16 protein-coding genes and 1 riboswitch are annotated in these 20,172 nt (G+C 72.9%); of the genes, 2 read left to right on the forward strand and 14 right to left on the reverse strand.

All coding sequences use genetic code 11. The features are described 5' to 3' along the window. Window positions 1–110 precede the first annotated feature (110 nt). Together cobA and AC07FN_RS36125 are read right to left on the reverse strand one after the other, a co-directional pair. Entirely contained in the window at window positions 111–1,334 is a 1,224-nt protein-coding gene (gene cobA, locus AC07FN_RS36120; protein WP_478399685.1) for a uroporphyrinogen-III C-methyltransferase, read from the reverse strand. Between the two features lie 145 nt (window positions 1,335–1,479). Then, the gene (locus AC07FN_RS36125; RefSeq protein ID WP_478399686.1) at window positions 1,480–2,535 is read right to left on the reverse strand and encodes a HoxN/HupN/NixA family nickel/cobalt transporter; all 1,056 of its coding nucleotides are present in this window, start codon (window positions 2,533–2,535) and stop codon (window positions 1,480–1,482) included. 77 nt (window positions 2,536–2,612) lie between these two features. Continuing rightward, window positions 2,613–2,737, reverse strand: a riboswitch (cobalamin riboswitch). A gap of 254 nt (window positions 2,738–2,991) precedes the next feature. On the opposite strand from AC07FN_RS36125, the gene AC07FN_RS36130 reads away from it, so the two are divergent. After that, the gene (locus tag AC07FN_RS36130; RefSeq protein WP_358504236.1) at window positions 2,992–3,261 is read left to right on the forward strand and encodes a DUF1876 domain-containing protein; all 270 of its coding nucleotides are present in this window, start codon (window positions 2,992–2,994) and stop codon (window positions 3,259–3,261) included. 50 nt (window positions 3,262–3,311) lie between these two features. Here the strand turns inward: AC07FN_RS36130 and AC07FN_RS36135 are convergent, their stop codons facing one another. Next, window positions 3,312–4,166 carry a LysR substrate-binding domain-containing protein gene (locus AC07FN_RS36135; protein WP_478399687.1) on the reverse strand — a complete coding sequence of 285 codons (855 nt, stop codon included), beginning with the start codon at window positions 4,164–4,166 and terminating at the stop codon, window positions 3,312–3,314. A 91-nt stretch (window positions 4,167–4,257) separates the two neighbouring features. Between AC07FN_RS36135 and AC07FN_RS36140 the strand changes: the two genes are divergently transcribed. Next, window positions 4,258–5,175 (forward strand): DMT family transporter, encoded by a 918-nt coding sequence (locus AC07FN_RS36140; RefSeq protein WP_478399688.1) that lies wholly within the window; start codon window positions 4,258–4,260, stop codon window positions 5,173–5,175. 195 nt (window positions 5,176–5,370) lie between these two features. On the opposite strand, the gene AC07FN_RS36145 is transcribed toward AC07FN_RS36140, so the two are convergent. From AC07FN_RS36145 to AC07FN_RS36195, 11 genes are all read right to left on the reverse strand, one after another. Continuing rightward, a complete protein-coding gene (locus AC07FN_RS36145) occupies window positions 5,371–6,009 on the reverse strand; it encodes a LuxR C-terminal-related transcriptional regulator (RefSeq protein WP_478399689.1) in 639 nt (212 codons plus the stop codon). Next, a complete protein-coding gene (locus tag AC07FN_RS36150; RefSeq protein WP_478399690.1) occupies window positions 5,961–7,811 on the reverse strand; it encodes a histidine kinase in 1,851 nt (616 codons plus the stop codon). Before AC07FN_RS36150 ends, AC07FN_RS36145 begins: the two co-directional genes overlap by 49 nt. A 707-nt stretch (window positions 7,812–8,518) precedes the next feature. Beyond that, window positions 8,519–9,949 (reverse strand): pyridoxal-dependent decarboxylase, encoded by a 1,431-nt coding sequence (locus AC07FN_RS36155; protein ID WP_478399691.1) that lies wholly within the window; start codon window positions 9,947–9,949, stop codon window positions 8,519–8,521. A gap of 381 nt (window positions 9,950–10,330) precedes the next feature. After that, window positions 10,331–12,022, reverse strand: a complete 1,692-nt coding sequence (locus AC07FN_RS36160) for a cobalamin biosynthesis protein (RefSeq protein WP_478399692.1) — start codon at window positions 12,020–12,022, stop codon at window positions 10,331–10,333. A 534-nt stretch (window positions 12,023–12,556) separates the two neighbouring features. After that, a complete protein-coding gene (gene cbiE / locus AC07FN_RS36165) occupies window positions 12,557–13,759 on the reverse strand; it encodes a precorrin-6y C5,15-methyltransferase (decarboxylating) subunit CbiE (protein WP_478399693.1) in 1,203 nt (400 codons plus the stop codon). A 281-nt stretch (window positions 13,760–14,040) separates the two neighbouring features. Beyond that, a complete protein-coding gene (gene cobM, locus AC07FN_RS36170) occupies window positions 14,041–15,345 on the reverse strand; it encodes a precorrin-4 C(11)-methyltransferase (RefSeq protein WP_478399694.1) in 1,305 nt (434 codons plus the stop codon). After that, window positions 15,339–15,599: a hypothetical protein gene (locus AC07FN_RS36175; RefSeq protein ID WP_478399695.1), complete on the reverse strand. Its 261-nt coding sequence runs from the start codon at window positions 15,597–15,599 to the stop codon at window positions 15,339–15,341. The genes cobM and AC07FN_RS36175 overlap by 7 nt, the downstream gene beginning before the upstream one ends. A 232-nt stretch (window positions 15,600–15,831) precedes the next feature. Next, window positions 15,832–17,193: a cobyrinate a,c-diamide synthase gene (locus tag AC07FN_RS36180; protein WP_478399696.1), complete on the reverse strand. Its 1,362-nt coding sequence runs from the start codon at window positions 17,191–17,193 to the stop codon at window positions 15,832–15,834. Then, window positions 17,190–17,804 (reverse strand): cob(I)yrinic acid a,c-diamide adenosyltransferase, encoded by a 615-nt coding sequence (cobO, locus tag AC07FN_RS36185; protein WP_478399697.1) that lies wholly within the window; start codon window positions 17,802–17,804, stop codon window positions 17,190–17,192. The genes AC07FN_RS36180 and cobO overlap by 4 nt, the downstream gene beginning before the upstream one ends. Before the next feature lie 52 nt (window positions 17,805–17,856). Continuing rightward, complete coding sequence (locus tag AC07FN_RS36190) at window positions 17,857–18,648, reverse strand: ESX secretion-associated protein EspG (protein ID WP_478399698.1); 792 nt, start codon at window positions 18,646–18,648, stop codon at window positions 17,857–17,859. A gap of 83 nt (window positions 18,649–18,731) precedes the next feature. Continuing rightward, window positions 18,732–20,144 (reverse strand): PPE domain-containing protein, encoded by a 1,413-nt coding sequence (locus AC07FN_RS36195; protein ID WP_478399699.1) that lies wholly within the window; start codon window positions 20,142–20,144, stop codon window positions 18,732–18,734. Window positions 20,145–20,172 lie beyond the last annotated feature (28 nt).

Raw genomic sequence — 20,172 nt, forward strand, 5'->3', positions numbered from 1 at the left:
TCGACCGCGTCCGCTGCTGCCCACACCGCGTCGGCACCCTCGCCCGAGCCATCCTCACCCTCGAACACGAAGGATGAAAAAGGCTCAATGGAAATTGCGGGGCTCCGGCACTACCGGCGCGACTCCGGAGCGAGGTCCGCCACCGGTCCGACGACGATCACCGCGGGCGGCTTGATCTCCGCGTCCCGCACGGCGTCGGCGACCTCGCCGAGCGTGGTGCGGAGCGTCTGCTGGTTGCGCGTGGTGCCTTCCTGCACCACCGCGACCGGCGACTTCGGGTCGCGGCCGTGCTCGATCAGGACGGCCGCGAACTCCCGGATCCGCTTGACCGCCATCATCAGCACCAGGGTGCCGCGCAGCCGGCCCAGCGCCGGCCAGTCCACCAGCGACTGCTCGTCGTGCGGCCCGACGTGCCCGGACACGACCACGACCTCGTGCGCGACGCCGCGATGGGTGACCGGCACGTCGGCTGCGGAGGGAGCCGCGAAAGCGCTGGTGATCCCGGGAACCGCGGTCACCGCGACCCCGGCCTCCACGCACGCCAGCAGCTCCTCGAACCCGCGCCCGAACAGGTACGGGTCGCCGCCCTTGAGCCGGACCACGAACTTGCCGGCCTTGGCGTGCTCGATCAGCAGCGAGTTGATGACGTCCTGGTTGGCCGCCCGCCCGTAGGGGATCTTCGAGGCGTCCACCACCTCCACGTGCGGGCCGAGCTCTTCGAGCAGCTCGCGCGGCGCCAGGCGGTCGGTGATCACCACGTCCGCGCGGCCCAGCAGCTGGCGCCCGCGGACCGTGATCAGGTCCGGGTCGCCCGGGCCGCCGCCCACGAGCGCGACGCCCGGCGCCGGCGGCTCGGACCGCTCGTCGACCACGCCGGTGCGCAACGCTTCCACGAGCCCGTCCCGCACGGCGGCGGAACGCCGGTGGTCGCCGCCCGCCAGCACCCCGAGCAGCAGCCCGCCGTGCTGGGCCACCGCAGGCGTGACGGCGGTCCCCTGCGAGGCGTCGTCGGCGCGGACGCAGAAGATGCGGCGCTGCTCGGCTTCGGCCGCGACCGCGGCGTTCACCTCGGCCCCGGTCGCGCACGCCACGACGTACCAAGCACCTTCCAGGTCGCCGTCGGCGTAGAGGCGCCGGTGCCACGTCAGGTCGCCCGCCTCGGCCATCGCCTCGACGGCCGGGGTCGCCTCCGGCGCGATCACGTCGACCAGCGCACCGGAGTTGATCAGGCGCGGGACCCGGCGCTGCGCGACGGTGCCCGCGCCGACGACGACCACCCGCTTCCCGGCGAGGTCGAGCCCGGCGAAGTAGTGCTGTTCAGTGTGCTTGGTCATGTCCGTAGTCCATGTCGGCTCCGCCCCGGCGAACTCGCCGGGGCCTTGTGCTCGGGGGCGCAGCCACGCGGTAGGCCACCTCGTCGTGGCTCACGATCACCGGCCTGACCTCGGGGCGCCACCTGGCACGGCCGGTGGACGCCGGTCACGCGCGTTCCGCGTCGTCGCCGCGGGCGGCGACTTTCCACCAGAGCGCGGCGCCGCCCCATACTGCCATGAAAGCGGCCAGCGTCAGATAGCCGAGCAGCTCGAAGTGGTCGCCGATGGCCGCGACCGGCTCCGCGAAGGACGCGCCGAGCTCCTGGAGCAACCCGGCGAGGACGACCAGCGCGACGACCGCGGCGAGCACCACCGTCAGCGCGGTGGTCGTCACGTTGACCTTCAACCGCCGCAGCGGCCGCGCCAGCGACCACGTGTAGGCCCGGGACATCAGCATGCCGTCCACGCTGTCCACTGTGCACATTCCGGCGGCGAACAGCAGCGGCAGGCTCAGCACGGCGATCGCGGACAGGTGCTCGGTCGGGGAGACCATGGCGAGCACGGTGATCTCGGTGGCGGTCTGCATGCCGAGCCCGAACAGCAGCCCGATGCCGAACAGGTGCCAGGAGCGGGCCACGTTGCGCATCCGCCCCCGCAGCACCCGGGCGAGCAGGCCGCGCCGCCCGAGCACCAGCTCGACCTCGGCCTCGTCGACCGCGCCGCGGCGGGCGCGGCGCAGCAGCCGCAGGGCGTCGCGCAGCACCAGCGCGTTGAGTACGGCCAGCGCGGTCAGGACCGCGATCACGATCAGGTCCACCGCCGTGGCGACCCGGACGCCGGCCTCCTCGGCCCACTGCTGCGCGGCGGGCCCGGCGATGAAAGCGACCGCGACGGCGAGGAAGAGCACGACGCTGGCGTGCCCGAGGGCGAACCACATGCCGGTCGACACCGGTCGCCTGCCGCGCTGCATCAGCAGCCGCGTGGCGTCGTCGATCACCGCGACGTGGTCGGCGTCGAACCCGTGGCGCAATCCGAGCAGGTACGCGGTCATCCCCGCGGCGGCCAGCCCTCCCACGGCGCCGAACTCCTGCTGCTGCAGCAGGTACGCGCCCCAACCCGCCAGGTGGAGCACTCCGACGGCGGCCAGCACGACCGCTGCTTTCCGGCGCTCGATGGCGCCCCAACCGGCCTGCGGCCGACTCTCTTCGGCATCCCGAGACATGGGATATCCGACCTCCTGGGTTTCCCGCCCGAGGGGCTCGGTGTCCGCACGCCGCGGCGCGGCGCGGGGCCGGCACGCAGTCTCCTGACTCCCGGATCGACGCGGCACCCCGGCCTTCCAGCTGCACGCAGCCGTGGCAACGAGTGGGGCCCACTCCCCGGTCACAGTGGCGGGACCGTCCCGGATTCGCACCGGGTTCCTGCACTGTCGGCGGCCGTATCCTTGCCTGCCCCGCGACCCGAGGTCAAACCCCGGGTGAAGTCGATCACGGCGGAGGCCTTGTTTGGCGACGAGGGCCGGTTGGGTACGTCGCGCTTACCGGTCTGCGCGGCCGAACGGGGCGACCCGGACGGGTGAACACCGGTCTTCCGCTGCTCTGGTCGGCCAGCGCATGCTTGGGCTACGGCGACCTCAAGAGCCTGCGGGAACGCGGGCCGACGGGGACAGGAGGCGACCATGAACGAGACCCACACCATCACGCTGAACCTGCAGGTCGTGGAGGCGGGCGCGAAGACCACCGCCGACGTGGGGTTCACCACTCCGGGCGGTCAGGCGCTGCACGGGCACGGCACCGCGCGCCGCCACCCGGACGACCCGGAGGTACCGCAGATCGGCGACGAGATCGCGATCGCCCGCGCCCTGTTCGAACTGGCGCACAAGCTGCTGGACAACGCGGCCGGCGACATCGGCGAGCGCCTGCACCGCCGCGTGCACCTGCCCGCCTGACGCGAAGCCGGGGGCGTCTCCGATCCGTCGGGGGCGCCCTCCGGCATGTCTCACGAATGCGCTTCGACCACCTCGCGCGCCGTCTTCGCGACGAGGTCCGCGAGGTCGTCGTCGAGTCCGGGGCGGGCCCGGACCCGCAGCGGCGCGGGATCCAGCTGCGGGAGGTCGTCGCGCACCACCAGCCCTTCCAGGCGCGGCTTCGCCGACGGCAGCAGCGCGACGCCGAGGCCGGACCGCGCGGCCGCGAGCACCCCGGCCAGATCGGCGGCCTCGCACACCAGGTCCGGATGCCGGCCGATCCCGGTCACCGCGTCGACCGCGAGCCGCCGCGTGGTGCACGGCTCGTCGAAGACGACCATCGGCAGCGGCTCGCCGGGGCCCGGCGGCGCCCAGTCCGGTGCCGCGTACCAGTCCAGCCGGAGCCAGCCCGCGTCCCGGCTCCGCCCGCCGACCGACGGGTCGATCAGCAGCGCGATGTCGATGCTGCCGCGGTCCACCGCTTCCGCGAGCCGCGCCGTCCGGTCCAGGCGGAACCGCACCTCGAACGCAGGGAAGGCGGCTCGCATCCGGGTCGCCAGCTCGGGGAGCAGCCGGTCGGCGGCGTGCTCGGTGGAGCCGAAGACGAGCGTGCGGCGTTCCTCCGCGCCGAGCCGGCGCAGCGCCTCGTCGTGCGCGCCGAGGATGCGCCGCGCCTCCGCCAGCAGGAGCTCTCCGGACGCGGTGAACTTGGCCTGCCGCCCCTCCCGGACCACCAGCTTCCGGTCCAGCACCCGCTCCAGCTTGCGCAGGTGCTGGCTGACCGCTGACTGGGTCAGGGACAGCGCGGCGGCGGCCCGGTGGAACCCGCCGCAGTCGGCGACCGCGACCATGCTGCGCAACGCGACGATGTCCAGCACTGCACCCATGCGACCACCCTAACCGATCAGCAATTGAAATCGATCGTGATTACTTATCGTCGTTGGACGCGGCCGGGCCGGGCGGGCGAGGCTTGGGATCATGCAGAGCACCCGCTCGATCCCGCTGCCGCTGGCGGCGCCGATCGTCGTCATCTGGGCCAGCGGATTCCCCACCGGGAAGCTGGGTGTCGGCGCCGCTCCCCCGTTCCTCCTGACCTCCGTGCGGCTCGCGCTGGCCGCGGCGGTGTTCGCGGCGATCGCGGTCTGCTCCCGCGCGACCTGGCCCAGCGGCAAGCGGTTCGGGCACACCGCCGTCGCCGGAATCCTCACCAGCGGAGCGCAGTTCGCCGGGTGCTACGGCGGGATGGCCGTCGGGGTCCCGGCATCGGTGACCGCGCTGGTGCTCGCCATGAACCCGGTGCTCACCGCGGCGCTCGCGGCCGGATTCCTGGGCGAGCGGCTGAGCCGGATCCGCGCGATCGGGCTCGTCCTCGGCGTGCTCGCCGTCGTCGTCACGCTCGGCGGCCAGGTGCTCGCCGACGGCGCGGTGAACCCGGGAATCCTGCTCACCCTGCTGGGATTGCTCGGTTTCTCCGCGGGTGGGCTCTACCAGCAGCGGTACTGCGCCGGGGTCGACGTCCGGGCCGGCGGCGCCGTGCAGTCGGGCGCGGCGGCGCTGGCGGTCGGCGTGATCGCGGTGTTCGAGCAGGGCCACGTCACGCACTGGGGGCAGGCGACCGCGGTGCTGCTGTGGCTGGTCCTGGCGGGATCGGTGGCCGGAACCGCGTTCTACCTGCGGGCGATCGCGGTTGGCGGCGCGAGCCGGACGACCGCCCTGTTCTGCATCGTCCCACCCGTGTCCGCCCTGCTGTCCTGGCCGATCCTGGGCGAAACGCCGTCCCTCACCGCCGTGCTGGGAATGGCCCTAGGGGCCGTGGCGTGCGTGCTCGGCACCAGGCCCGACCCGGCCCGCGAGCCCAAGTCCCGAGAACTCGCGGAAGCGCCCGCCGCGGCGTGAGCGTTTTCGGTTGCTGCAGACGCTCTTCCGGATGCGGCGCAGGGATGCGCTACGGCGCTCTGCCCTCGAAGCGGCGTGGTGCGGGCGGCGGTTTCGCGCGAAAGCGGCGCGCTCAGGCGTGGCTAACGCCGTTTTCGAGCGAAACGGCGCGCAGAACGCCCCCCAGCAGCCGCTGCAACAGCGCTCGCGAACCCCTCACTGCTTGAGGTATTCCAGCACTGCCAGCACTCTGCGGTTGGTGTCGTCGGACGTCTCCAGGCCCAGCTTCCCGAAGATGCTCGCGATGTTCTTGCTCACCGCGCCTTCGCTGATGAACAGCTGCCCGGCGATCGCCGCGTTCGAGCGCCCTTCGGCCATCAGCGACAGCACCTCGCGCTCCCGCTCCGTCAGCCGCTCCAGCGGGGTGGTCCGCCGGGCGACCAGCGCGGAGATCACCTCCGGGTCCATCGCGGTGCCGCCGGCGGCGACCCGGCGCACCGAGTCGATGAACTGCTCCGCGTTGAACACCCGGTCCTTGAGCAGGTAGCCGATCCCGCCGGTGCCGTCGGCCAGGAGTTCGCGGGCGTAGAGCTGCTCGACGTGCTGGGACAGCACCAGCACCGGCAGCCCCGGGATCTCGCGCCGGGCGACCAGCGCGGCCCGCAGCCCCTCGTCGGTCTGGGTGGGCGGCAGCCGCACGTCGACCACCGCCACGTCCGGCCGGTGCTCCAGCAGCGCGCGCTCCAGCTCGGGACCGGTCTCCACGGCGGCGACGATCTCGCAGCCGTGCGCGGCGAGCAGGGTGGTCAGGCCGTCTCGGAGGAGGAAGAGGTCTTCTGCGAGGACAACGCGCACGGGATCTCCATCGTCGCCCGGGTCGGACCGCCGGGCGGGCTGCTGAGGTGCAATGTTCCGTCGAATGTACCGAGCCTGCGCCGGATTCCCCGCAGCCCGCTGCCGCGGTCCGGGTCGGCCCCGCCCGAGCCGTCGTCGGTCACGACGATCCGCAACGACTCCCGCCGGTAACCCAGCTCGACGCGGATCTCCTCCGCCCCGGCGTGCTTCAGCGCGTTCGTGACCAGCTCCCGGGTCGCGAAGTAGGCCGCGGACTCCACTGCGGACGGGCATCGCCCGGGCAGGTCCGCCGACACCTCGATCCGCACGCTCAGGTCGAGGGCCAGCGCGCGCACGGCGTCGACGAGGCCGCGCTCGGTGAGCACCGGCGGGCGGATTCCCCGCACCAGGGCGCGGAGTTCGGAGAGGGTCTGGCCAGACTCGGCCTTGCTCTCGCCCAGCAACTTCCTGGCCCGCTGCGGGTCGCTGTCCAGGAGCTGCTCCGCGGCGGCGAGCTTCAGCCCCAGCGCGATCAGCCGGGCCTGGGCGCCGTCGTGCAGGTCGCGCTCGATGCGGCGCAGCTGGGTGTCCTCGGCCTCGGTCGCGTCGGCGCGGGTCTCGGCGAGCCGCCGAACCCGTTGCGTCAGCAGGATTTTCCCGGTCGGCGCCAGCAGCAGGCGGGTCCACCGGCCGTGCAGGCGAACCAGCGGCGGTGCCAGCGCCACGACCGCCGCCCCGGCGGCCAGTCCGAGCGGGAACCCGGCCAGCGGGGTTTCCGCGAGCCACTTCGCCGGGGCGGGCAGCTCCGCCCACGGCCGCCCGACGTCGAAGAACAGGCCGCCGAACCGGACCCAGAACGGGATCCAGAAGCCCCAGCCGAAGACCCAGCACAGCGCCGCGAGCGGAGCCAGCAGCGCGGCGGTGACCGGGCCGTCGCCGAGCAGCCACAGCAGGTCTCGCGGGCTGGCCGGATCGGTCATCGCCTGGCGGTAGCGGGCCCGCCTGATCGCGGGTCTCGGCGACTTCCGCAGCATCCGGCCGGCCCGGTAGAGCCCGTCGGACGTGGGCACGGGCGCGACGAAGGGCAGGTAGACCTCGTCCACCGGCACCCCGGACCACTTCCCGGCGAGGCTGCGGCCCAGACCCGCGAGCAGCCGGGCGACCCGGTTGCACCAGGGCCACCACAGGAAAGCGCCCAGCAGGTGGGTCAGGGCGAAGATGACGACCAGGACCGCGCCCGCGACCAGGTTCACCACGGCCAGCAGGCCGAGAACCGCCAGGTGCCAGAGGGCGTGCAACCCGTGCACAACGCGTTCCCACCAAGGGCGCGGCCGAACCGGGCTCAGCAGCATCCGGGTCCAAAGCCCGTGCGCCCGCAGGAAAGTCCGGCCGCCCAGCACCGCCAGCAGGCCCAGCACCGCGCCGACGACCGTGTTGAGCAGCATCCAGTTCAGGTCCCGGTTCGTCGCCGGGTCCTCCGCCAGCCACACGACGCGCGCGAGGTAGCGCGGGATGCGCGGCTTCCGGTACAGCGCCTTGTCGTGCCGGTACCAGCCTTCGGCGTCCGGCTGCGGTTCCGACGGGGCAGGCCGGTACGGCACCGGCACCTCGACACCGCCCCAGTCACGCGCCAGCCGCCGGCCGAGGTTCGCGGCCGCCCGGCAGCGTCCGATGAGCCACTCCCCCGGCGACAGCAGGCCGATGGACGCCACACCCAGACCGAACAGGTACAGCACGAACAGCAGCGGCCCCGGCAGCGCCAGCAGCAGGAGCACCAGCCCGCGCCCGGCGGTTGTCGCACGTTGTCGTGCCCGATTTCGCATGAGTCCATCTTCTCCGGCACCGGCGGAAAAGCACTGCCCGTGCCTGCCGCATGGAGGTGGAGCTAGCTCTACTCCCGAACGGGCCGGAAGCCCCCCTCGAACGGCAGCAGGCCGCATACCCTCAGGCACGCGGCGTTCCTAGCGTCGAGGTCATGGCAATCAGCGAAGACCTGTCCACTGTGGATGATCTGGGGAACCGCGTCGGCGCGGAGCTGGCGAGGCTGCCCCGCCAACCGCCGGCGATCGCCTCGGCGCTCTCCTGCCTCCTCGCACCCGCGATCGGGCTCCCCGCGGCCATCGTCGTCGCCCTGATGATCGCGGCCGCCGGCCTGCGGCGGTGCACCGAACCGGTTGCCGCGTTCCTCGCTCACCTGGTGGCGTTCGCGGGGCTGTCGCTGACCGCCACGGCCATCATGCCGCCACAGCGAGCCATGGCCGTGCTCGTCGCATGCGCGCTCACCGCGCTCGCTCTGCTCAGCTGCGGGTTGCTGACCGCAGCGCTGCCGCGCCGCACCGGTTCGGCACTCGCTGCGGCGCTGCTGCTGCCCGGCCTGCCGCTGGCCGCGATTCCGGGCCCGCTGCAACCGATCGGCGACCTCACCGCGCCGGGCGCCGCGCTCCACGCCCTCCAAGCCGCCTCGGCCGGCGACTGGCCCGCTCCGGTGCACGTGCTCGTGCTGATCGGGCACGCGCTGCTCGCGGGCAGGTCAGCCCATCGCCTCCTGGATCCGCTTCCAGGCCGCGAGCACGTGCCGCCGCTCGGTCTGCGGCGAGCCGACCGCGAGCCGCAGCAACGTCCGGCCGTCCACCTTGGTGTGGGTCAGGTACAGCTCGCCGGAGTCGTTCAGCGATTCCATCAGCCGGTAGACCCGGTCGTTGGCGTCCTCGGTGGACAGCTCCGGGAAAAGCGGCCGGAAGCAGACCAGGCCCAGCGGATGCGGCTCCAGCAACTCGAACCGCGGGTCGTCGCGGACCCGGTCGGCGAACTCCTGGGCCAGGCCGACGGTGGCGCGGATGTGCTCGCGCAGCCCCTCCGCGCCGTACCAGCGCAGCACCGACCACAGCTTCAACGCCCGGAACCTGCGGCCCAGCGGCACCTGCCAGTCCCGATAGTCGATCACCTCACCGGACGCCGTCGCCGGATTGCGCAGGTACTCCGGCAGGATCGACAGCGCGTCGACCATGGGCCGCCGGTCGGCCATCCACAGCAGGCTGCAGTCGAAGTTCGTCAGCAGCCACTTGTGCGCGTTCGTGCAGTACGAATCGGCGAATTCGGCGACGCCGTCGTTGATCCAGCGCAGTTCCGGGCACACCGCGGCAACGCCCGCGTACGCCGCGTCCACGTGCAGCCAGACCCCGCGCGCCCGGCACACCTCGCCGGCCGCGCGGACCGGGTCGATCGCCGTCGTCGAGGTGGTGCCGATCGTCGCGCACACCAGCGTGGGCACCGCGCCGGCGGCGAGGTCCTCGGCGATCAGCGCATCGAGGTGCTCGGGGTCCATGCCGAGCGTGTCCGGGTCGACGTCGACGATCCGGACGTTGTCCCCGCCGATGCCCACCATCCGCGCCGCGCGCTCCAGGGACGAATGGGTGTGCGCGGAGACGTAGAGCGTGTGCCGCCGGGTGATGCCCCGGCTCGCCACCTGCCCGTCGCTGACCCGCTGCAGCGCGGCGAGGCAGGCGACAAGAGCGGCGCTGGACGCCGAGTCCTGGATTACCCCGCCGCCGACGGCGTCGGTCCGGAAGTGCTCGGGCAGGCCCAGCAGCTCCGCCATCCAGTCCACGACGACGGTCTCCAGCTCGGTGCACGCCGGGCTGGTCGCCCACACCATGCCCTGCACGCCCAGCCCGCTGGAGAGCAGGTCGCCGAGGATCGACGGGCCGGTGGCGTTGGCCGGGAAGTAGGCGAAGAAGTTCGGGTGCTGCCAGTGCGTGACGCCCGGCACCAGCACGGCATCGAGGTCGCTGAGCACCCGCTCGAACGGCTCGCCCTCCTCGGGCGGGTGCGCCGGGAGCTGCGCCCGGACCTCGCCGGGCCCGACCTGGGACCGGACCGGATGCCGCTCGACGCCGGAGTAGTAGTCGGCGATCCAGTCGACGACCTGCCTGCCGTACTTCCGGAACTCCTCAGAAGACATGTGCCCGCTCATCCCAGCCAGCTTCGCACGCCCACCCCACCAAAACCAGCGGCCGCCGACTCCGCCTCCACGTTGCCGGGATGCTCTGGGGAGCCGAATCGGCTCTGGATTCGGGTCTGGATGAGGTGATGCGCGCCAGCGGCCGGGCTTGCGCCGTTGCCCTCGGCCGCCGGGTGAGGGGCGCCGGTTTCACGCGAAACCGTCACCTGCCAGGCGGACCGGCCGACGGCATCCTCCCGGCTGCGCAATCCGGAAGAAACTCGATCGGCCGTCCTCCGGCCTGAGGGGCGCCGGTTTCACGCGAAACCGTCACCTGCCAGGCGTGGCGAACGCCGCTTTCGCGCGAGAACGACGCTCGGGCAGCCTCTGCAGCACTCGCCGTCAGCGGGCGTCCGCCGCCACCGGCTGGGATCCGCGCGGGATCACCATCCGGCCATCGACCACTGTGGACCGCGAGGTGCCCACGACCACCGTGGTGGACTCATCCGCCTCCGCCGGGTCGAAGTCGGCGATCGGCGCGCACCACACCCGCTCCCCGGCGCGACCGGCCCCGCGGACCGCGCCCACCGGCGTGGTCCCCGGGCGGTGCTCGGCCAGGATCTCCAGGGCGCGGCCGAGCCGCCCCGAACTAGGGTTGTGGAAGCACGCCACCAGGTTGGCCTCCGCCGCCACGCGAACGCGGCGCTCGATGACCTCCCACGGCGTGTGCGCATCGGACAGGCTGATCAGCGCGTGGTCGTGCCCGAGCGGCCCGCCCAGCAGCGCGGACGCGGCCAGCGCCGCCGTCACGCCGGGCACGCCGACCAACTCGATGTCGGCACCGGCCTCCCCCAGCGCTACCTCGGACCCACCGATCAGCGCCACCGCGCGCCCCTCCTGGGCCAGTGCAACCGCCTCGGCGCCGCTGGTGGCGCGCACCTCCGTGCCGGGGCGCAGCAGGTGCCGGACCTGGTCGACGTGCTCGTCCGGGCCGACGACCACGGAGGCGCGGCGCAGCTCGACGTCGGCGCGGGGGGTGCGCAGGTCGGGGCTGCCCGGGCCGATGCCGATGATCGCGAGCCTGCCGCGGGGCCGGATGCGCGCGGCGGCCGCGGTCACGTCGTCGCCCTTGATCTTGGGCACGACCAGCTCGACGGGCGCCCCACCGCCGAGCTCGGCGGCCGCGCGCAGCGCCGATGCCTCGGCGACGGAGGGCGTGCCCGCCGCCGCGCTCGCCACCTCGCTGGGATTGGGCACCTCGATGCCTGCCAGCGCCTCCGCGGGATAGGTCAGCAGCGACAGCTCCTCGCCGCCGTCGGAGTACCAGAAGCCCAGGTCCTGCACCGCCTCCAGGATGCCGTCCTCGTCCGCCTTCAGATCGACGCTGGCGACCGCGCGGATCGCCCGCGGGTCCAGGCCGTGCTCGCGGTCCAGCCGGGCGATCGTCTCGGTCACCGCCGTCCGCGAGACGCCGCGGGCGGCCCCGACACCGACGACCAGCATGCGCGGGATGAGCCGCAGCGTCCGCTCCTCGTCCTCCGTCGGCCGCCGATCGTCGATCACGACCGTCCACAGCGGCGCTTCGGGGTGGGCGGAGACGTTGGGCGGCAGCGCAGGCAGCGGGAAGCCGTGCGGGTTGACGAGGTGGACCGACCAGCCGTCGAGGATCGCGCCGCCGCAGGCCGCGAGATCACCGTCCACAGTGGCGTCGAGCTGGTCGACGAGCTCGTCCAGCGGGGTGGTGCCGGTGCTGTCGGAGGCTGCGGTGACCACCGGGGTGCAGCCGAGCACGTCGGCGACCTGCTCGGCGAGCGCGCCCCCGACGTGGCCGCCGGTCAGGGCGATGGCGAAGCGGCGGTCGTCGTCGACGCAGACCACCCCGGGATCGCTGTGCTTGTCCCGCAGCAGCGGCGCGACCAGCCGCACCGCCGCGCCGCTGGCCAGGAAGAACACCGCCGCATCCAGGTGGTCCCACAGGCGGCGCACGGCGGGCGCGATCGGCCCGTCCGCGACGACGGCGTCCGGCCCCAGCCGCGCGGCCAGTTCGGCGGCGGACCGCCGTCCCGCCGCGGTCACCGCGAACAGACCGATCACTGGCACTCCTCAACCTGGTCGACTGCTTTCACGAACGCCTCAGCATGGTGCCACCCGCATGACCCCCTCCCACCCGGGGCAGGCCAACTACCACCGCAATTTCAATGAGGTTGTTCCAACCTCGATTTGCGTGACGGTGCGGGTAGCGGAACCTCAGAGGCTCCCTGGACTGTGGGTGCCCCTTCTGATGTATTGCCCAATACACGGCGGAGGGGCCGTCCTCGCCGAGGGAACCCCGGAGGGGTAGGCACCCGTGAACCCGCGGCGGCGCGAGTGTCGTAGGCGGGTTATGCGCCTGCGGCGCATGCGACAGCCATCGACGTGCAGCTTTACGCCCCGGGGCAGGGCCACTACCACCGCAATTTCAATGGAAATCACGTCTCCGATTTCCATTGAAATTGCGGAGGTTGTCCACAGGCGTCGGCGTGTCGGGGTGCGACACGCCGATGATCCGCAATTTCCATTGAAATCGAAGGTCCAATTTCCATTGAAATTGCGGCCTGCGGGGACCTGGTCCGTCGGGAGGGGATGTGGTCAGCGTTGTTTCCGGTAGCCCGAGATCAGGACGACCGGATCGGCCGCTTCCAGGCGGGATGCGCCGTCCGGCAGTTCCGCCAGCCGGGCCGCCGACAGCTGCACGCCCTCGATCTCGTAGTCGGCCGCGCGCAACGCGTCGCGGGTCGGCCCGACCCGGTCCAGAGCCGACAGCGCCACCACGACGCGGGACGCCCCGGCGTGCGCGCACGCCGTGACGACCTCGGTGCCGCCGCCTCCGACGAAGATCGCGTCCGGCCGCGGCAGGTTGCGCAGCACCTGTGGCGCGGAGCCCTCCTCGACCCGGACGTCCACTCCGTGGCTCGCGGCGTTGGTGATCAGCCGCACCGCCTGCGCCTCGTCGGACTCCACCGCGATCGTCGCCGCGCCCATCCGGGCGCACTCCACCGCCACGGAGCCCGAACCCGCGCCGACGTCCCAGACGAGCGTGCCCTGCCGCGGCGCGAGCTTCGCCAGCGCCACGGCCCGCACCTCGGCCTTGGTGATCATGCCGTCGCGGTGCGAGAACTCGTCCTCGGACAGCGCCCAACCGGTCGCCGGCGGCACCGGCTCGCCGCCCGCGATCCAGCCCCGCTGCGGCACGTCGTCGAGGTCGGTCAGGGAGAGCACGATGTTCGGCTCGTGCCAGCTGCGCTTCGCCGCCTCCGCCGGTTCGAGGGTGACCACCGACTCGTTCGGTCCGCCGAGGTCCTCGGCGACGATCATGGTGCGCCGCCAGCCGGCCAGGCCGGAGCCGATCTGGGCCGGGCCCGCCTTCGGCGCGGTCAGCACCACCACGGCCGGTCGCGCGCGGCAGACGTTGATCGCCTGGGTGAGGTCGCTGCCGAGCGCGCTGACCACGACGACGTCGTCCCACGACCGGCCGACGCGCGCCATCAGCTGCTGAACGCTGGAGGCCGACGGCAGCACCGCGCACCGGATGCCGTGGTCGCGCAGCGCGCGGACGGCGCCGAAGAAACCGGGGTCGCCCGAGGCCAGCACCACGCCGCTCTCGTCACCGGACAGCGACGACAGCGCGTTCAGCGCCGGTTCCAGCGGCCCGAGTTCGAGCTTGCGCGCGTGTTCCGGCGCATGCGCCTCCAGGTGCCGTCTGCCGCCCACCACGAGCCGCGCCGACTCCAGCACCTCGGCGCTGCCCTTCGGCAGGTCGCCACCATCGACCCCGATCACCGTGACTGCCACGTCACCCACCTCGCTCCGGCGGCCGCCACCGCGTGTTCGTCCCGGAAGCCCGCGCGACCCGAACACGCGACCGACGGCCGCATTACTGGCTGATCCGCTTCAATACTGCTGCCACCGGGGCGCAGAGCCGGTCCGCACACGCCGAGAACGGCCCGCCCGCTGTCACATCTCGCATGACCGGTGGGCGGCCGGGGCCCGCTCGCCCCGACCGGGCGACCCGATGTCCAATTCGGACCCTGCGGGCGCCTCACGACCTCGCCGGGGACGGCGGCTCCGCCTCGCTATTCGCCCTGCTCATCCGGCTTCGCCGGGGGCTTGCGCTTCACGGCGGGCTTCGCCTTCGCCGCCGTGGTGGTCGCGGACTTCGTCCGCTTCGCGGCCGCGGCCTTCGTCCCCCGCTTCGCGGGGGTGGCCTTCGCGGTGGCCCGGCTCGTCGTGGTGCGCGCCGCGGATGTCCGCTTCGGCTTCGCCTCCTCGGCTTCGGCGCGAACTGGCTGCTCACTCGCGTCTACGGGCCGGTCGCTCTCAACCGCTTCCGCCCGAACCGGCGCCACCGGATCGACCGGCCGTTCGGCGGCCGCAACGGGCTCCTCGGAGAACAGCTGCGACTGCGCCTCGTCGACCCGCCGGGCCGTGCGGGTGGACGCGACTCGCGCCGCGCCGCGCGCGCTCTCCTGCCAGTCGCGCACCGCCCACCACGCGACGTCGGACTCGCGCACCCGGCCGTTCTCACCGGGTTCCTCGGCGCGCGGCTCGGTGTTCTCCGCGCGGCGGCGCACCGGGGTGGGACGGTCCGCCCGCAGCGCCCGGCGCGTGACCGGGTCGGCACGGCGGTAGGTGTGGAAGTGCCCCGCGGTGTACGGCGAGCGGGTTCCGCTGCCGTTGAGGCTCTTCCCGACGATGAACAGCGTGTTCCGCCACAGCTTGTGCTGCTTGACGGTCTTCTCCAGGTCGGCGAGGTTCGTGCGCAGCAGCAGTTCGTCGGGCCAGGAGACCTTGTAGGCCACCAGCACCGGAGTGTCTTCCGGGTAGCCACCGGCGCGCAGTTCCTCGACGAGCTGCGCGGCGCGCGACGCGGACAGGAACAGCGCCATCGTGGTGCCGTGCTTGGCGAACTCGCGCACCTTCTCGCCTTCCGGCATCGGCGTCTTGCCGCCCTCCAGCCGGGTCAGCACCAGCGACTGGGCGACCTCCGGCACGGTGAGCTCCCGCCCGACCGCGGCCGCGGCGGCGGAGAACGCCGGAACGCCCGGCACGATCTCGACTTCCACGTTCATCCGCGCGCACGCGTCGTGCTGGTCCTGGACCGCGCCCCACAGCGACGGGTCGCCGGAGTGCACCCGCGCGACGTTGAGCTTGTCCCGCTCGGCGCGGCGGTAGATCTCCAGCGCCTGCTCGTGGGTCAGCCGGGAGGAGTCGATCAGCTCCGCGTCGCCGCGCGCGTGCTCCTGGATGCATTCCGGTGCGACGAGGCTCGCGGTCCACACCACGATGTCTGCCTCGGCGATCCGCCGGGCGCCGCGGACCGTGATCAGGTCGGCCGCGCCGGGCCCGGCACCGATGAACGAGATCCGGCCAGTCAGCATTGTTCTCCTCTTCCGCCTCGGGGTGGAAGTACTACCACGGTGGACAGGTACGGCGCGTCGTCCACTTCGGACACATCGGACGGCGGGAGCACTCGCGCGCCCGGCGCGCCGAGGTGCTCGGCGCGGACCGAGCGCTCCGGGGCTCCGCATTCGGCGATCGCGGCGCGCAGCTCGCCGAGCCACCGGCCGCCTTCGTAGGCAACGACCGTACCGCGTGACCGCAAAGCGATCCGCAGCGCGGTCACGTCCCGCATCGCCTGGATCACGGTGCGTGAACCGGCTCTCCCGACCCCTGTGCCACCCACCGCTGGACGGCTGGAAGCCGAATGCGCGGCGGGATCCTCGGAGGTGGCGAAAGCCACGGTGCAGTCCTGATCGCGCAGCCGCTGCACCCGGGCGGCTCCCGGGACGAAAACGGTTCCCGTTCCACGGAATTCGCGCAGCGCGGCCGGGGTCAGCATCCCCGGCTCGCCGGACGGACGAGCCTCACCGCGCGCACCGCGCCACGAACCGCCGCACCGCTTCGGGCTGCCCGGCCGGATGGGTGTGCAAATACGAGGCGTGCACGCCGCCGTCGACGAACCCTTCCCGCTGCGCGCCCGTCGCACGCCACACCCACGCAGGCCGCGAGCCGCTGCCGGGCTCCAGGACGGTGCGGTGGAACTCGTGGCCGCTCACCCGTGCGCCTTCGTCGAACAGGACCGAATCGGCGGAGGCCACGGCGTCGCGGTAACCCAGTGTCAGTCGCGGCGACATCCGCGCCCGCGCGTCGAGCACGCCGCACAGCGGGTGACCGTCCAGCTCCTCCGCCAGGTACAGCAGCCCGCCGCATTCCGCGTGGATCGGCGCCCCCGTGGCGGCGAAAGCCGTGATTTCCTTGCGCAGCGCGGCATTCGCCGACAGTTCGGCCACGTGCTGCTCGGGGAACCCACCCGGCAGCACCAGGCCCGCGGTGCGTTCCGGCAGCCGCTCGTCGTGGAGCGGGTCGAGGACCGCGACCTCGGCACCGGCGGCTTCGAGCAGCTCGACGTGCTCGGCGTAGCCGAAGGTGAACGCCCGCCCGCCGGCCACCGCGACCACGGCCCCGGCCTGCGGCTGCACCTCGTCGCGCGGATTCCAGGCGGCGCCGGGCAATCCGGGGGCCGAGCGCGCGAGCGCGCACACCGCGTCGAGATCCACCGACCGGGCAACGACTTCGGTCATCGCCTCGACCGCGCGGACGGCCTCGCCGCCGTGCTCGGCAGCCGTGACGAGGCCGAGGTGGCGCGATGGGACGGCGAGATCATCGGCGCGCGGGATCGCGCCGAGCACCGGGAGGCCGGCGTTGTCGGCGGCGTCGCGGAGCACCTGCTCGTGCCGCTGCGAGCCGACCCGGTTGAGGATCACGCCGCCGATCCGGACCTCCGGGCGGTAACTGCGGAAACCGTGCAGCAGCGCGGCGAGGCTGTGGCTCTGGCCCCTCGCGTCCACGACCAGCACCACGGGCGCGTCCAGCAGCTGCGCGACGTGCGCCGTGGATCCGGCGGCGATCCCCTCGCCCGGCCCGATGCGGCCGTCGAACAGGCCCATCACGCCTTCCACGACGGACAGTTCGGCGCCGGCGGCGCCGTGCCGGAACAGCGGCGCGATCCGCTCCTCGCCGACCAGCACGGGATCGAGGTTGCGGGCCGGGCGGCCGGCGGCGAGCCGGTGGTAGCCGGGGTCGATGTAGTCCGGGCCGACCTTGAACGGCGCGACCCCGGTCCCGCGCCGCCGCAGCGCGCCGAGCAGCCCGGTCACCACGGTGGTCTTCCCCTGCCCGGACGCCGGTGCGGCCACCACCACCCGGGCGAGCGAGGAATCGGTCACCACTCGATGCCCCTCTGGCCCTTCTGGCCGTCGTCCATCGGGTGCTTGACCTTGGTGGTCTCCATGACGAGGTCGGCAGCGTCGATCAGGGCCTGCGGGGCGTAGCGTCCGGTGATCACGACGTGCTGGTGCCCGGGCCGGTCGCGCAGGGTCTCGACGACCTCGGCGACGTCGACCCAGCCCCAGTGCAGCGGATAGGTGAACTCGTCCAGCACGTAGAGGCCGTGGCGCTGCTCGCCGATCCGGCGGGCGATCTCCCGCCAGCCCTCCAGCGCCGCCGCCGCGTGGTCCTCCTCGCTGCCCTTCTTGCGCGCCCACGACCAGCCCTCGCCCATCTTGTGCCACTCGACGGGCCCGCCCTCGCCGGTCTCGTCGTGCAACCGCCCCAGGGCGCGGAACGCCGACTCCTCGCCGACGCGCCACTTCACCGACTTGACGAACTGGAACACCCCGATCGACCAGCCCTGGTTCCAGCCGCGCAGGGCGAGCCCGAAGGCAGCGGTGGACTTGCCCTTCATGTCGCCGGTGTGCACCACGAGCAGCGGCCTGTTGCGGCGCTGGCGAGTGGTCAACCCGTCGTTCGGCACTGTCGAAGGCTGTCCCTGAGGCATGCCCCGACCCTAACTGGCCGCCCCGGCACCGTCCGACTCGTCCCGAACGGTCTCAGCGGGCGGGCCGGAAGGCCCCGAGCTGCTCGTCGAGGTACCGGGCCAGCCGCTGCTTGTCCGCCGGGCCGAAGGTGTTCCAGCGCTCGCCGTCGTTGTTGCGGCGCGTCGTGACGCTGTAGCGGCCTTCTTCGGTGTCCCGCCAGCCGATCGCCGGGAGCCGGACCGGCTGCCCGCCGCCATCCCGGCCGGTCACCACGAAGTAGCCGACCCGCCGCGTCGGCAGGGCCATGATCTTCTCCACCTTGCGCAGGTCCCCGCCGCCGCGCCTGGACGCGCCCGGCTGCGCCGAACCCAGCCACGAATCCGGCTCCGCCTCGCGCACCGGCTGGGGCTTCGGCTCACCGCCGGCGGCGATCGTCCCCGCGTCGAGCTTGCCTGCCGGGACCTCCGGCAGCAGGCCGACGCAGACCCGGGCGAGGCCGCGGACGTCGATGAACTGGATCCGCAGGCCCTGCTCTTCCTGGACCGCCAGCACCCCGGTGCGCCCGGCCACCGCCACGCGCGCCCGGTAGACGGCGTCCGACTTGCCGTCGTAGGAGGTGACCGCCACGCCGATCTCCGGGCGGTGCAGGAGGTTCAGCGCCTGCTCCACCTCCGGTTCGGCGCGGCCGCGATCGGCCAGCCGGCGCTGCTCCAGCCCACCCCAGACGTCCTTGCGGAGCCGGGCGCGTTCGTCGAGCGTGGCGGCGAAGTGCGGGATCTCGAACGGGAACTGCCGAAGGTCGACCCGCAGATCCTCGCCGAGAACGTCCGCCGCCTCCGTGGAAAGCGTGAACGACTCGATCATCTCTTCCCCTTCTGGGCACGCCTCGGTTCCCCGAGGAGCCGGTGCTCCTCGGGGAATCGCGCGGAACTTGGAACGCGGGCGGGCTACTCGCCGAACACCGGCGGCGCGACCTTCGGCAACCCGAGGTCGTCCCAGGCCTCATCGGTGTCGACCACGTACTTGCTCTCGTGCTCGTCGTCCTCTTCGGACTTACCGCCCTGGCCGCGACCGGCCCCACCGCCGCCGGCCATCCCGGCACCACCACGACCACCGGCCGCACCACCGGCTCCGGCGCCACCGGCACCCGCACCACCGGCGGCCCCCAGGCCGCCTATACCGGCACGACCACCAGCGCCGAGCTGGCCGCCACCGACACCGCCGACCCGGCCGGCACCGCCCATGCCACCGCCCATGCCGCCGGCGCCGCCCGGGCGTCCACCACCGGGCCCGCCTGGGCCGGGGCGCTGCTGGTTCGGCGGCAGCGGAGCCCACCGTCCGTTGTAGGGGTTCTGGCGCTCCCACTGGCCGGTGTTCGGATTCCAGCGGGTGTCCGACGGCGGCGTGGCCGACGGGCTCTGCTGCCACACCGCGTTCGTGCTGCTCGGCGGGATGTTCGGCGCGCTGGGCGGGCTGTACTGCGGCGTCGAGGTGTTCGGGCTGGACCAGGCCGACTGGGTCGACGCGGGCGTGCTCGACGGGTTGATGGAACCGATCGTGTTCTGCGACGGCTCCGACGTGCCGGGCTGTTCCTCGGGCCCGCGCGGGGCGGGCACGAACGCCGGTGTCTGCGCCGCGGCCGTCCCGAAGTTGGTCTCCATCTTCGACATCACCTGGGCCGCTTCCTGGTGTGCGGCCTGGCTCTTCTCCTGCTTCTCCACGATGTCGTTGGCCCGGCTGAGGGCCGTGAACGGGTTCGGGTCGGAGAAGTAGTTCTTCAGCTCCTGCTTCATGTCGAACTCGACGACCTCGGGCATCGAGTTCCGCGCCCGCTCCGCGGCCTCGGCCTGCATGCCGACCTGGTTGGCGGTGAGCTGGGCGGCGCTGCCGGAGTGCGACATGTGGTCGGCCAGCTGGGTGACGTGCTTCCGCATGGCGTCACCGGCCTCGCCCTGCCAGGTGTGCTCCGTCTTCGTCGCGGCCTGCCGGATCTGCTCGGCGAACTCGAGGAACTTGGCGCCGTGACCGTGGTAGACGCGGCCGACGTCGTGCACCGCAGCGGGGTCGAAGTTCTCCCGGACGAACCGGTCCATCTCCTTGTGCTCGAAGGACAGGTAGTGCGTGTTCCCCAGCGAACCGGGCTTCTCGCGGAGCTCCTGGTCGACCGACAGGGCCTTGGCCTGCTCCTGCCCGTACTTCGACGCTTCCGCCGTGGCCTTGGCCCTCGACAACACGTCCGTCAGCACATCGCCGATGATCGGCACGTTGGACGCGCCCGCGTACTCCTGCTTCCCCTGCTCGTACGCGGAGTGCTCGTGATCGGCGATGTACTCCGACCCGCCACCCGGTGGCGACGTCATGACTTCCCCCTTGATTTACCTTTTTAAG

This window comes from Saccharopolyspora sp. NPDC045941, assembly GCF_056431445.1.